The sequence below is a fragment of the Paenibacillus cymbidii genome, from assembly GCF_004764705.1.
Lineage (GTDB): Bacteria > Bacillota > Bacilli > Paenibacillales > NBRC-103111 > Paenibacillus_AN > Paenibacillus_AN cymbidii.
Window position 1 is genome coordinate 145,117 of record NZ_SHLX01000010.1, and the last position, 13,831, is coordinate 158,947.

Below are 13,831 nucleotides of genomic sequence, written 5' to 3' on the forward strand. Positions count from 1 at the left end.
CGTTACAATGGAGGGACAGCTTCGAAGCCGGCTGCGGGGCGGCAGACTACGCGTCAATGGAGAGGATCGCCATGTTCAATCGGGTACTGTCGTTTACCAGGCATAAGTTTTTTTTCATGAAGCTGATCGCTTATATGCTGTTGTTATGTATGGTGCCCATCATTGCGCTGGTGTTCTTCTTCTATTATAATGTCCAAACTTCGATGAAGCGCGAGATCGTGTCGGCCAACGACCGGTATTTGAATCAAACGGTGAACGCGATGGAACTGGTGGTCAACCAGATCGGCAACGGGTATCGGCATTTTGCAACCAGCAATTCGCTGACGGTATTCGATCGTTCGCCGCTCGGCAATTATTTTGCGGAAATCGCCAGGTGGCGGGTCGCCGAGGACAAGCAGTCGATCCTGAACTATATTGAAAGCAAGGCCAACGTGCTGAAGAGTCTGGTCGATTTAAGCCTGGTCAACGATTTCATCTATTCGGTGCATTATATCAATCCTGGCCGGGGCATTGTGCTGACGTCGGGAGCCTTGCAGTTCGAGCTGGCGGAATTTTACGACCGGGATTGGGACGCGACGCTGCAGTCCGACGAGTTCGGGTATCCCATCATGATGAACGTCAGGGATGCCCCGCAGCAGGACGGCTCCGTCAAACGGGTGATCCCGATCGTGTTCCGCACCGCCTATTCCAATTATACCGTTGTGATCAACCTGGACGCGGAAACGTTCTATTCGAATCTGATCCGCAAGCTGCGGGAGGGCAACGGCGCTTCGAGCGCCTCGCTGATCGTGTTCTCGCGCGAAGGGGAGCCGCTTCTGTACGAGAACGACTCGACAGATGCGGAACAGATCGAATCCGCCCGTTCCGTTATCGCGGGTGCGCGGCTCGATCGAGCGACAGACAGCCAATCGAACGAATTCGTCACGGAGCGGGGACGCCATCTGATTTCGATGAAATCGTCGGCATTGCTGGGCTGGCAAATTGCCAGCGTAACCGATCTGAATGCGATTTACGGCAACGTGTCGAGCATACGCAATGTATTTATTACGCTTACGCTGTTGCTGCTGGTTACGATTACCGTATTGTCGTTTGTTTCGGGTCGTCGGCTGTACAGGCCGATCTCCAAGCTGCTGCAGTTTGTCAGCGCGGCCAACCAGGGGGTCGAGCATAGCCGGGAACACAGGCAGGTGAAGCATACCGCAAGCAAAGGAAACGCAAAGCGGCTGCATGGGGAATTTCAGGTCATCAGCGAAAGCCTGACGAACCTGCAGCTGCGCTTGCGCGAAAGCCTGCCGGCGCACAAAGAGAAGTTTATTCGCTCGCTGCTGAACAAACATGCGTTTTCCCGGGAAGCGATTGAGGAACGGCTCGATTTTCTGCAAATCGGGTTGCAAACGACAGGCATCGGCCTGATTCTGATCGCAACCGAAGCCGACGGGCAGCGAAAGATCGACATCGAGGCGGAGAAGCTGGAGCACCTGCTCGTCATCGATTCGATCGATCTTGCGATCGATCCCCGTTACCCCAAGTGGGTGAACGAACACGCGGAGCATCTGTTCCTGGCGCTGATCAACTGCGGCGAGAACGGGATATCGGCTGTGTTCGCCGTGGCCGAGGCGATCAAGGCGAGCATACGCGCCAACCACAGCATAGCGTGCACGCTCGGGATTGGCAGCTACTGCCGGACGATCGAGGATTTGCCCCAAGCTTACAAGGAAGCGAAAGAAGCGCTTGCCTACCGGAACATGTCCGACGACAGCGAAGTGATCTATATCGATGAGGTCAGGCTGCAGTCGTACACGCCGTTGCCCTACCCGAAGGACAAGGAGGAGACGCTGCTGCTGTCGATCAAAAACGGCGACCGGGAGCAGGCGCTGGCCGTGTTCGCCGATATGGTGCGCGAGATGCGGGGCGAAACGGCAAAAATCGGCTTCTCGCAAGTGCAGCAAGCCTTCCTGCAGCTGCTCGTCAAGCTGATGGAAATGATTGGGGAGTTGCGGCTCGACAGGAAAGAGATCGTCCCGGACGAACGGCCGCATTATCTTGTCGCCTTCCTCGAAAAGAACGATTGGCAGGAAATGACCGAATGGTTCCGCTACATGATCGAGGCTTGCGCCTCCCAGATCGGCCACGCCTTGAGGGAAAAGAAAAACATGCACGTGGAGCGCGTGCTGCAGATGGTGGCAAGCGATTGCGGCGAAACGGCGTCGCTGGCGGCGGTGGCGGAAACGCTCAACCTGAATCCGACCTACCTGGGACGCATTTTCAAGGAGCATGCCGGCGTTACGTTTACCGAATACATGACCCAATTGCGCATTGCCAAAAGCAAGGAGCTGCTGCTGCTGCCCGAGCTGAAAATTCAGGATATCAGCAAGCAGCTGGGCTACATCAAAGTCGATCATTTCATCAAGCTGTTTAAAGAAGCGACCGGGCTGACGCCGGGGGAATTTCGCAAGCAGCTGCATTAAAACGCGCCAAAACCGGCCCGGAACCGCCGCAATCGCGCCTTGATCGCGAATGGGGTATGGGAAATCGCAATAGCGGTATTTCTTTTCGGCGCTGGACCGCCTTATGATGAGAGGGAAATTCACCACATCACCGGCAGGGAGTGATTCATGTGACCACAACAGAGAGGGGACGCCGCACGAGATCGGCCGTATGGCCCGTGGCAGCGGTCCTCGCAGGGGCAATCGCATTAAGCGGCTGCAGCGGCAGCAAGCAGGAGGCGGGCGGCACGTCGGCAACGCCGTCGAATGCGCCGGCGGCATCGGGCGCAGGCGCAGCGAATCCGTTCGCCAAGCATCTGGATATCACCTGGCTCGGCTACAATCAGGCCGGGGGCAAAGTAAACGACAAGCTCGACAGCCCGACGAAAAAGATGATCGAAGCCAAGTTCAACGTAACGATCAATCAGGTCATTCTCGACATTCACAAAAAAGAGCTGGTCAGCCTGTACTTCGCGGAAGGCAAAACGGCCGATTACATTGCGTTGAACGTCGATTTTGGCTTCCTCGCCGACCAGGGACTGCTGAAAAAAGTACCCCAGGAAAAAATGTACAAGGTGATGCCGGAATGGATGAAAATGATCGAAACGATGCTCGACCCGAAGGTGCTGCAGTCGTCGATGAAGTACAAGGGCGAAAATTACTATGTTCCCACGTTTAACCATGCCAGGCTGCAGCCGCATATCATGGCGATCCGCAAGGATTGGCTGGACAATGTCGGCATCGCCAAGCTGCCGGAAACGATGGAAGAATATCACGAAGTTTTGAAAAGGTTTACATTTAACGATCCGGACAAAAACGGCAAGGACGATACGTTCGGCAGCCACGGCATCCAGCTGTATCTCCGGGGTGCATACGGGTTCGGCAAGTCGAACGAGGCGTTCTACGCCGATCAGAATGGAAAAGTATACCCCGTCGCCATTTCCGACGGCTTCAAGCAATATCTGAAAACGCTGCAGGCGTGGAATAAGGAAGGCTTGATCGATCCCGAGTCGATCACGGATCAGCGCGCGCAGCAGCGCCAGAAGTGGGCGGCCGGCAAGTTCGGCATCATCGCCGATCATCCGTCGTGGTTCGCGGCTTCGACCGTCGGCAATTTGACCAAAATGCTGGCGGACAAAAACCCCAACGGCCGCATCGAGTTTCTCCAGCCGTTCGCCGGACCGGGCGGCGAGAAGGCTTCCGGCAACCTGAACTATCCCGCTGCGGCGTTCGGCTTCGCCTTCGGCAAGGATACGAGCGACGAGAAGATGGAACGCATTATGGCCATCAAGGAAGCGCTGATTACGGACAACGATTTCTATATGAAAGTGTTTTACGGAGACGAAGGCACGATGTACACGCGGGATCAGGACGGCATCGTGAAGGTGCTGCCGGAATACTTGACCGTGGACAAGATCAACGAGCTGGGCACGAACAATTATTTTGGCAACCGGCCGAAAAACTGGGACTACGTCACGAAGGAAACGATTTTCAAAGCCGATCGGCTGCCTTACGAACTCGCCCTCAAGATTCCCGTCAAGTACAACGACGTCAATTTCCCGCTCAGCGGAACGAACGCGGCGTTCGAAAAATACGGGGTCGCCATCGCTACGGTGGCATTGGAGTTCGAGACGAACGCGATCGGCGGCAAGCTGGACATCGACAAGGATTGGGAAGCGTACAAAAAGAAATTTCTCGATGCCGGCGGTCAGGCGATTATGGAGGAATACCAGAAGCAATACGATGCGATCAAAAAATAAACCGATTCGCGCAAGCAGCGGACGAGTGCGGCCTGCTCCGTCACCCGCATTCGTTCGTCCGTCTCCGTTGGCCCCGGGCGGATAAAGGAGCGTTGTCATGGATCAGCCTATGTCGCTTGACAGAAACAATCGGGTTGCGGCAGCCCCCTTCAGCAGATGGCGCAAGTACGGGTTTTATTATGTCATGCTGCTGCCGGCGATCGTCTGTTTTCTCCTGTTCGAATACGCGCCGATGTACGGCGTGCTGATGGCGTTCAAAAATTACCGGTTTGTCGACGGGATTCTGGGCAGTCCATGGGTCGGATTCGAGTATTTCGAGCAGTTTTTTAACGATATCTTTTTCTGGCGCATCATTCGCAATACGCTGATGATCAGCGGCCTGCATCTGTTGTTCGGTTTCCCGGCGCCGATCGTGCTGGCGCTGCTGCTGAACGAAGTGTTTCATTCCAAATTCAAACGGATCGCCCAAAGCTTGTCCTACTTGCCCCACTTTATGTCCTGGGTCATTCTGGCGGCGATTCTGGTCGAATTGTTGTCGCCTTCGCGCGGGGTGGTTAATTACCTCATCACGCTTTTCGGCGGCAGCCCGATTCATTTTCTCGCCGAGCCGCATATGTTCATCGGGGTGCTCGTCATCAGCCACGTCTGGCAGGGGATCGGTTGGGGAAGCGTTGTGTACCTGGCGGCGATTGCCGGCATCAGCCAGGATCAATACGAGTCGGCGACGATCGACGGCGCCAACCGGTTCAAGCAGATGCTGTACATCACTATTCCTTCGCTTGTGCCGATTATGACGATCCTGTTCATTCTGAACATCGGCAAAATCATGAACGCCGGCTTCGATCAAATTTTCAATTTATATAATCCTGCCGTTTACAGCGTGGCGGACATTATCGATACGTATGTGTACCGGATCGGATTATTGGAAGCAAAATACGGGTTCGCGACCGCGATCGGGCTGTTCAAAAACATGATCGGGCTCGTGCTCGTCATCGGGACGAACTACATCGTCAAACGGTTCAATGAACACGGCATTTGGTGAGGTGAACGCATATGAAGGCGCGAAGCCGAAGAAGTTTCGCAGCGACAGCCTTCGATATCGGCAATTACAGCCTGATCGTTCTGCTGTCGCTTGCGTTCGTGTACCCGTTCTGGTATTTGCTGATGCTGTCGTTTACGGCGCCGGAGTTTGTCGACAAGCTCGGCTTGCGGTTATGGGCGGAAGGCTTCAACCTGCTGTCCTACCGCCAGGTGTTCCGCAGCGACATCATCTTCACGGCGTTCTATAATACGTTTTTTCGCACGTTTTTTGGCGTTGCGCTGACGGTGCTGGTGACGATGTGCGCCGCTTATTCGCTGTCGCGCCGGGACTTGCCGTATCGCAATGCGATTACGCTGTTTTTCCTGTTTACGATGTTTTTCGGCGGCGGGTTGATCCCGACTTACCTGATGATGCGCAACTACGGCCTGATCGGCTCCCTGTGGGTTCTTGTGCTGCCTACGCTGGCCAACGCCTGGTACATTATTTTGGCGCGAAATTTCCTGATGTCGTTTCCGAAGGAGCTGGAGGAATCGGCATTGATGGACGGGGCGAATCCGATCCAGGTGGCGTTTCGCATTATTTTCCCGCTGTCGATGCCGATCGTTGCCGTCATTGCCTTATGGTCGGGGGTGCATCACTGGAACGCCTGGTTCGATGCGATGATCTACATGCGCGAGAAGGATTCGTTCGTGCTGCAGCTGCTGGTGCAAAAAATTTTCCTGCAGGAGCGGATCGACCCGAGCAATACCGGCGAGTTTATTCAGGTAACGGGAGAGGTGACGGGCCAATCGGTGAAGGCGGCCACCATTATTGTGGCGATTGCCCCCATTCTCGTGCTCTACCCCTTCCTGCAAAAATATTTTGTCAAAGGTGTCATGATCGGATCGCTGAAAGGTTGAAGCGGCGGCGGGCATTTACATTTGCGAAAGAGAAGGAGTGACAGCAGTGGAGCGATATATTGCGATTGACAATGTTTGCGCGTGGCCGAATTTGACGTTATTGCCGAACGGCTCGATTGCGGCGATTGTTTACAACCGGCCCAACCATGGCGCGACGGAAGGGCATGTCGAATGCTGGATCAGCGAGGACGGCGGCCATTTCTGGCGGTTTCACGGAGTGCCGGCGCCGCATCGGCCGCAGGAGAATCGGATCAATGTGATTGCCGGCCTGTCCGACGAAGGCGATTATCTTGTGCTCTGCTCCGGCTTCGTGGACCGGGCGCCTTATGTGCCTCTGGCCGCTGCGGAACGAATCATAGGCAGCCGCATTCTCGATGCCGTCATCTGCCGTTCGACCGACGGCGGCCGAAGCTGGGTGCAGGAAGGCGTTGTCGAGAAGCCGGAAGGCGTGTTCGCACTCATCCCTTACGGGGATATTGTCCGTGACGGCGAGGGCCGGCTCGGCGCTGCGATGTACACGACGAGCGCCGATCCGCAGCACGAAGGGAAACGGGTCAATTGCGTCTACTTCTACCGCAGCTGCGACCAGGGCAAATCGTGGGGCGAACCGGTGCCCATCGTTCCGGCGGCGCTTGCGGAGCGGCTGCGCAGCAACGAAACGGCGGTGCTGTCCCTGGGCGGACAGCGCGTATTGGCGGCGGCCCGCACGCAGGACGACCAGCATCTCGAGCTGTTCCTTTCGGAGGACTTTGGCGGCACGTGGACGGCCAAAGGCCAGGTTTCGCTTGCCGGGCAAATTCCCGCCCATCTGCTGCGACTGCAGGACGGCCGGATTTTGCTCGCTTACGGGATGCGGAACGTGGGCTGCAGCGGCATTTGCGCCCGCATCAGCAGCGACGACGGAACGAGCTGGAGCCGGCCGGTGCTGATCGTCGATTTCCAGAACCGCGTGGACGGCGGCTACCCGTCTACCGTGCAGCTTGCGGACGGAACCCTGGTCACGGCCTACTATGCCAAAAACGTTCCCCACCACAATCGTTATCATATGGGAATTTTGCGGTGGAAGGTGGACGAGTTTTTTGAGCAGTAACACAACAGTGATTACAAATGCCAAACTCATTCTTCCCTCCGATATTATTGAAGCGGGAACGGTCGTCATCCGTGGCGATCGGATCGCCGCTTGCGGACCCGCTGCCGAAGTGGCGATCCCGGATGGAGCGACGATTTACGATGCGGAAGGGTTTTATGCGGGGCCGGGTTTTATCGATATTCATCTTCACGGCGGCGGCGGTTATATGGCGCACGAGCATCCGCTCGAGGTGGCGAAGGCGCACTTGCCTTACGGGACGACCGGCATGCTGCCGACGCCGTCGTATTCGCAGGACCGGGACGCGCTTCGCGCCGGCGTTCGGGCGATCACCGACGCAATGGAAGGCGACGATCCGTACAGGCGCCTGATTCTCGGCTTCCATCTGGAGGGGCCGTATCTCAATCCCGCGCACGGACCGGTTACGTGGAAGTCGAACATGCGGCCTGTCGATCCGGAGGAATACCGCGAGCTGCTGGCCATGGCGGGGACGAATCTCAAAATATGGACAATCGCGCCGGAAATGCCCGGTCAGTCGGCATTTGTCGATGAAGTCCGGACCTCTTGTCCGGACATCGTATTTTCGGCAGGGCATTCGGCTTGCGATCCCGAAACGTTGTACCGCTTCGTGCCGAAGGGGCTGCGGCTGGCGTGCCACTGCATGTGCGCATCTGGCACGACGCCGGTTCAGACCCGATTCCGCGGCACGCGGGAGGTCGGATTGGACGAGGCGGTGCTGGTGCATGACGGGATGACGGCGGAGGTGATTCCCGACCGCGGCGGCGTGCACGTGCGCCCGCTTCTGCTGAAATTGATCGTCAAAGCCAAAGGGGTCGACAACGTCATTATTATTACGGACGCGGTGAGAATGGCGGCGACAGGCGAACTGTTCCACCGGACGGACGTGCCTGCGCTTGCCGGTTTCCCGGACAGCGACGATGTGAATATCAATCCGAACGGCGGCCTGAGCGGCAGCCTGCTGACGATGGACCGGGCGGTGCGCAACATGATGCTTCATACCGGGGTCGATATGGTCGACGCTTTTCGCATGGCTTCCCTGAACCCCGCCCGTATGCTGAAGATGGATGGCGATTACGGCAGCTTGGCTCCGGGCAAAAAGGCCAATCTGGTTGTGGTGGACGAACAGGTCCGCATCCGCGACGTGTTTTTCGAAGGCGAGCCGGTGCGGCGGGAACGCGGCGGCGTTCAAAGCGTGCAATGACAGGAGAGTTGGAGGGAAGGTTGTGGGTCCCATTCGGATGCGTCCCAGCCGCGTTCTGGAGAAATTGCGCAAGGGTCAGGTAGCCACCTGCATGAAAATCAATCTGGCGGATTCCCGGGTAATTGAAATTGCCGCCCTGGCCGGATTCGACAGCCTGTGGACGGATATGGAGCATGTGCCCAACGACTGGTCGGCGATCGAGAAGCAGGCGCTCGCCGCCAAGGCGCATCAGGTCGATCTTGTCGTTCGTGTGGCCCGTGGCAGCTACAGCGATTTGATCCGGCCGCTGGAGATGGACGCTGCAGCCATCATGGTGCCGCATGTCATGAGCCTGGAGGATGCGCGGGCTGTCGTCAGGCAGACGAAGTTTTATCCGCTTGGCCTGCGGGCGCTCGACGGCGGCAATGCCGACGGTTCCTATTGCGGGATCGACACGCTTACTTACATGAAAACGGCGAACCGGGAGCGTTTCAACATTTTGCAAATCGAGGACCCGGAGCCGCTGGAGCAGCTGGAGGAAATAATGTCCCTGCCCGGGCTTGACATGATCTTCTTCGGGCCGGCCGATTTCAGCCAGGCGATCGGGCTGCCCGGCCAAACCAGGCATCAGAAGGTTGACGATGCGCGTATCCGGATTGCCGATATGGCGCGGAAGAAAGGGAAGTTTGCGGGAACGGTCGGCAGGGTCGACAATTTTGCCGAATTGATCGCCATGGGCTACCAATGGATCAGCGTTGGGGCGGATGTGGCCGGCTTGAGCCGGTATTGTCGCGACATCGTCGCCCAATTGGCTCCGAAGCCGGACGGCGAGGACGAACAGGCGGGAGCGGGACCGGGGCTGTACGACGGCGGCGCAAGAACGGGAAGAAGCGGGTGAGACAAGTGGCGGATGGGCACGTTCCGGAAAGCATCGATACGCCTGCCGTATGCATCCGCCTGGATGCGCTGGAGCGCAACCTGGAGCGTATGGCGGCGCTTGCGGCGGGAGCCGGCGTGAGATTCCGGCCGCATATCAAAACGCACAAGTGCGTCTGGATCGCGCAGCGGCAATTGACACACGGGGCGGCCGGCATTACCGCAGCCAAGCTTGGCGAAGCGGAGGTGATGGCCGCCGCCGGCATCGATGACATTCTGCTCGCATATCCGCTGACAGGCGCAAGCAAGCTGCAGCGGTTGGCGGAGCTGCTGCGGCATACGAAGGTGGCCGTGAGCGCGGATCATCCGGCGGTCGTTCGCGGCTTGTCCGATCTTGGCGAATCGCTCAAGCGGCGGATTCCGCTGTACGTGGATGTGAACACGGGGCTGAACCGCTGCGGCCGGGAGCCGGGGGAGGATAGCGCAGCGCTGGTGAGGCACTTGTCGCGTTACCCCGGCATCGAGGTTCGCGGTTTGATGACGCATGCCGGGCACGCCGCCGGGTGCAGCACCGTCGAGGAAATACGCCGGGTAGCCCGCCATGAAGCGGAGAGCCTGGTGATGACGCAGCGGCTGCTGCGCGAAAGCGGAATCGACGTACCGGAAATCAGCGTCGGGTCCTCCCTTACCGCCGCATTCATCGGCGAGCAGAGCGGCGTGACGGAATTGCGCGCCGGCGCTTACGTTTTTGCCGATCGCGGGCAGCTTGCGCACGGGATGATCGCTGCCGACGATTGCGCGATGCTGGTTGCGGCCACTGTCGTCAGCATGCCGAGACCGGGAACGGCCATTATCGACGCCGGCTCGAAAACGTTCAGCAGCGACCCGAACCGGAGGCTGCCGGGATACGGGCAATGGGTCGACGACGGCCGGGTCGTGGTGGAGCGGCTGAACGAAGAGCACGGCATGCTGCGCGTTCCCGGCGATGTGCGGCTGAACGTCGGCCAGCGGATGCAGTTTATTCCGAATCATTGCTGCGCGGTGAGCAATCTTCACGACAGGCTCTATGGCATCCGCAACGGGAAGGTCGCGCGGGTGCTGACTGTTGACGGTCGCGGGAGGAGCCAATGAGCGCGCGCGGCATGAGGGAAGCGGTTGCCCGGATTCGATGTCCGGGAAAGGGGGCAGGATGGCGATGGAGCGACCGGTGAGGATCGGCGTGGCGGGAATTTTTCACGAAACGAACGGGTTCGCCCCCGGAACGACGGATCTGCACGCTTTTCAGGCGGAATGGGTGGAGGGGGAACATGCCTTTGCGGAAAGGTACCGGCACACTCGCACCTGCATGGGCGGGGTGCTGGAGGAAGCCGAACGGTTATCCGTGCAGCTTGTTCCGGGCCTGTATACGTATGCGCCGCCCGGCGGCATCATTGGCGCAGAAGACGCGGAGACGCTGCTCGCCGGGCTGGCCGCTTCGCTCGAGCCGGGGCTGGACGGCGTAGTCCTTATCCTGCACGGGGCCATGGCGGCGGAAACGTATGCGGATATGGAGGCGGAGGCGCTCCGGCGCGTGCGCGGCAAGCTGGGGCCGGAAACGGCTGTGGCGGTGACGCTGGACTTGCACGCCAATATCGGCGCGGACATGGTGGCGCGCAGCGACGTGCTTGTCGTGTACGACACGTATCCGCATGTGGACCCGTTCGAGCGGGGAGCGGAGGCGCTGCGTTTGCTTGCTGCCGCGATCGGCGGGCGGATCAGGCCGGTGTCGGCTTGGCGCCATTCGCGCATGCTGGTGGCGCCGCAAACGATGGTGACCGACCGGGAGCCGATGAAGCGGCTGATCGACCGGGCGCTGGAGCTGGAGCGGCTCCCCGGGGTGCTGAACGTTGCTGTCGCCGGGGGCTTTCCTTACGGCGACGTGCCCGATGCCGGCATGTCCTTCGTCGTGACGACGGACCATGATCCCGCGCTGGCCGAACGCCTGGCGGAGGAAATGGCTTCGCTGGCGTGGTCGCTGCGCGACAGCTTCGCGTTTGCACAGCTGCGGTTGGAAGAAGCGATGCTGCTGCCGCTGCCGGCGCACGGACCGGCCATATGGGTGGAAGGGTCGGACAATGTGGGGGCGGGAGCGCCCGGGGATGCGACGCATGTATTGCGGCATCTGCTCGGGTGGCACGTCAGGAGCCTTGTCGTGATCCGCGACGCGGAAGCGGCCGCTCTTGCCGGGCGCATCGGGGCCGGCAACGAAATCCGCTGCACGGTAGGGGGCAAAACCGATACGCAACACGGCGAACCGGTTGCGATTGAAGGAAAGATCCGTTTGCTGCATGACGGGGAATTTACGCATGAAGGCCCGTTTATGACGGGAAGACGGATCCATATGGGGCTGACGGCCGTCATTGAAACGGGAAATGTTACGGTTATGGTAACGGAGCGTCGCGTCATGCCGATGGACATCGGTTATTTGCGTTGTGTCGGCTTGCAGGCGGAGCGGTTTCAGCTGATTGTGGTGAAGTCCGCCGTCGCGTGGCGATCGGCGTTCGGCGACATCGCCGGGCAGGAGGTATACCTGGACACGCCGGGCTGCTGCAGCGCGAACCTGCTGCATTTTCGCTACCGCCGGGTCAGGCGGCCGATCTACCCGTTGGACATGCCTGGCAGCGGCGGTACGGCGGCCGACTGAGCGCGATTCATGCGGAAGATAAACAAGCCATACGGAGGAGGAGTGCGACAGATGCACGATTTATTTTCATTGCAGGGCAAAGTGGCGATTGTAACCGGAGGGGCCGGATATCTCGGCTCCAGTATGGTCGAAGCGCTGCTCGCCCGCGGGGCTGCGGTGGCCGTGGCCGATCCGGTTGATTTGCCCGAATCGTTCGCTTCGCTGCAAGGCCGGGAGCGACTGCTTCATGTTCGCTGCGACGTTGCGCAGACGGATTCCATTCGCGCCGCCTTGCAGGAAATCCACGGACATTTCGGGCGGATCGATATTTTGGTCAATAATGTCAATATCCCCGGCGGGGGGCGCGGCCAGTCGAACGAACTGGAGCACATGACCGACGAGGTATGGAGCAAGGGAGTCGACGGCGCGGTCGGCACCGTCTTTCGTTGCACCCGCGAAAGCATCCCTTACTTGAAGGAGCATGGAGGAGCGATCGTCAACAATGCGTCCATGTACGGCATGGTGTCGCCCGACCCCGCGATGTACGGCGAATTGTCGAAGAACCCGCCCAATTACGGCGCCGGCAAAAGCGGGGTTATCCAATTCACGCGCTACTGCGCGGCTCATTTGGCCCATTACGGCATTCGCGCCAACAGCGTTTCGCCGGGTCCGTTTCCGAAGCCGCGTCTCGGGTACGAGGAATGGTTCATGAACCGTTTGGCGGACAAAACGATGCTCAAACGAACCGGTCGGCAGCATGAGGTGGCGGGGGCGGTTGTGTTTTTGGCGTCGCCTGCGGCCGATTACATCACCGGCGTGAACATTCCCGTCGACGGCGGCTGGACGGCATGGTGAAGGCGCCCGTCCCGGAAGGGGACATTCGGCTGGCCATGCTGGGGATGGTGGAAGGGAACGGGCATCCGTATTCCTGGAGCGCGATCTTTAACGGGTACGACCGTTTGGAAATGGCCGGATGTCCGTACCCGGGCATATTCCAGTATTTAGAAAAACAGCCTGCCGCCACCTTCGGCATCGACCGCGCCAAAGTGACCCATATTTGGACGGACGATCCCGCAGATGCCCGCAAGGTGGCACGGGCTTCGTTGATTCCGCATGTGGTGCGCAATCCGCAGGATGTGATCGGCCAGGTGGACGCCGTCATCATCGCCACGGACAAAGGCCACGAGCATGTGGAGCGGGCACGGCCGTTCGTGGACGCCGGCATTCCGGTGTTTATCGACAAGCCGGCGGTTGACCGGGAAGAGGACCTGCGCATCGTGCAGGGCTGGGTCGATCGCGGCGCGGCGATCCTTTCCTCCAGCAGCATGAGGTATTGCAAGGAGTTTATGCCGTACCGGCTGTCGACGCATGCGCTCGGCGAGCTGCGGTTCGTTTCCGTCACGATGATCAAATCGTGGGAGCGTTACGGGATTCACGCGCTCGAGGCGATTTATCCGATCCTGGGGCCGGGTTTTATTTCCGCTGTGAATACGGGGTCCGGCGATCGCAATATTGTGCACCTGAAGCATCGTTCGGGGGCGGACGCCGTGGTGGCCGTCAACGAAAACATGAGCGGCGGCTCCGGCAAGCTGTTGTTATGCGGCACGCAGGGCAGCGTTTTTGTCCAGTCGGGCGACACCTTTTTTGCGTTCAAAGCGCAGATGGAGGCGTTTGTTCGTTATTTGCGGACGGGCGAACGGCCGTATCCGTTTGCCGAAACCGCCGAGCTGATGAAGCTGCTGATCGCCGGCATCCGCAGCCGCGAGCTTGGCGGCGCAACGATTGGGCTGCAGGATATCCGGGAACGATCCTGACGGC

The 13,831-nt window shown here is 59.1% G+C and carries 11 protein-coding genes; all 11 read left to right on the top strand.

All coding sequences use genetic code 11. From position 1 onward, the window contains the following. Positions 1 to 71: 71 nt before the first annotated feature. The 11 genes from EXY20_RS15685 (at position 72) to EXY20_RS15735 (ending at position 13,827) form a co-directional block, all read left to right on the top strand. Positions 72 to 2,468 carry a helix-turn-helix domain-containing protein gene (locus EXY20_RS15685; RefSeq protein ID WP_167859260.1) on the top strand — a complete coding sequence of 799 codons (2,397 nt, stop codon included), beginning with the start codon at positions 72 to 74 and terminating at the stop codon, positions 2,466 to 2,468. A gap of 149 nt (positions 2,469 to 2,617) precedes the next feature. Beyond that, the gene (locus tag EXY20_RS15690) at positions 2,618 to 4,246 is read left to right on the top strand and encodes a DUF3502 domain-containing protein (protein WP_135552716.1); all 1,629 of its coding nucleotides are present in this window, start codon (positions 2,618 to 2,620) and stop codon (positions 4,244 to 4,246) included. 97 nt (positions 4,247 to 4,343) lie between these two features. After that, a complete protein-coding gene (locus tag EXY20_RS15695; protein WP_135552718.1) occupies positions 4,344 to 5,288 on the top strand; it encodes an ABC transporter permease in 945 nt (314 codons plus the stop codon). Between the two features lie 11 nt (positions 5,289 to 5,299). Next, positions 5,300 to 6,187, top strand: a complete 888-nt coding sequence (locus tag EXY20_RS15700; protein WP_135552720.1) for a carbohydrate ABC transporter permease — start codon at positions 5,300 to 5,302, stop codon at positions 6,185 to 6,187. 46 nt (positions 6,188 to 6,233) lie between these two features. Next, positions 6,234 to 7,277 carry a sialidase family protein gene (locus tag EXY20_RS15705; protein ID WP_167859261.1) on the top strand — a complete coding sequence of 348 codons (1,044 nt, stop codon included), beginning with the start codon at positions 6,234 to 6,236 and terminating at the stop codon, positions 7,275 to 7,277. After that, positions 7,267 to 8,496, top strand: a complete 1,230-nt coding sequence (locus EXY20_RS15710) for an N-acetylglucosamine-6-phosphate deacetylase (protein WP_167859262.1) — start codon at positions 7,267 to 7,269, stop codon at positions 8,494 to 8,496. The genes EXY20_RS15705 and EXY20_RS15710 overlap by 11 nt, the downstream gene beginning before the upstream one ends. 22 nt (positions 8,497 to 8,518) lie before the next feature. Continuing rightward, positions 8,519 to 9,373 carry an HpcH/HpaI aldolase family protein gene (locus tag EXY20_RS15715; protein ID WP_235885950.1) on the top strand — a complete coding sequence of 285 codons (855 nt, stop codon included), beginning with the start codon at positions 8,519 to 8,521 and terminating at the stop codon, positions 9,371 to 9,373. Then, complete coding sequence (locus EXY20_RS15720; protein ID WP_167859263.1) at positions 9,370 to 10,482, top strand: alanine racemase; 1,113 nt, start codon at positions 9,370 to 9,372, stop codon at positions 10,480 to 10,482. The genes EXY20_RS15715 and EXY20_RS15720 overlap by 4 nt, the downstream gene beginning before the upstream one ends. A gap of 64 nt (positions 10,483 to 10,546) precedes the next feature. Continuing rightward, positions 10,547 to 12,034, top strand: coding sequence for a M81 family metallopeptidase (locus EXY20_RS15725; RefSeq protein ID WP_135552752.1), 1,488 nt, complete (start codon positions 10,547 to 10,549; stop codon positions 12,032 to 12,034). A 51-nt stretch (positions 12,035 to 12,085) separates the two neighbouring features. Then, complete coding sequence (locus EXY20_RS15730) at positions 12,086 to 12,868, top strand: SDR family NAD(P)-dependent oxidoreductase (RefSeq protein ID WP_135552754.1); 783 nt, start codon at positions 12,086 to 12,088, stop codon at positions 12,866 to 12,868. Further along, positions 12,862 to 13,827, top strand: a complete 966-nt coding sequence (locus tag EXY20_RS15735; protein WP_135552756.1) for a Gfo/Idh/MocA family protein — start codon at positions 12,862 to 12,864, stop codon at positions 13,825 to 13,827. The genes EXY20_RS15730 and EXY20_RS15735 overlap by 7 nt, the downstream gene beginning before the upstream one ends. Positions 13,828 to 13,831 lie beyond the last annotated feature (4 nt).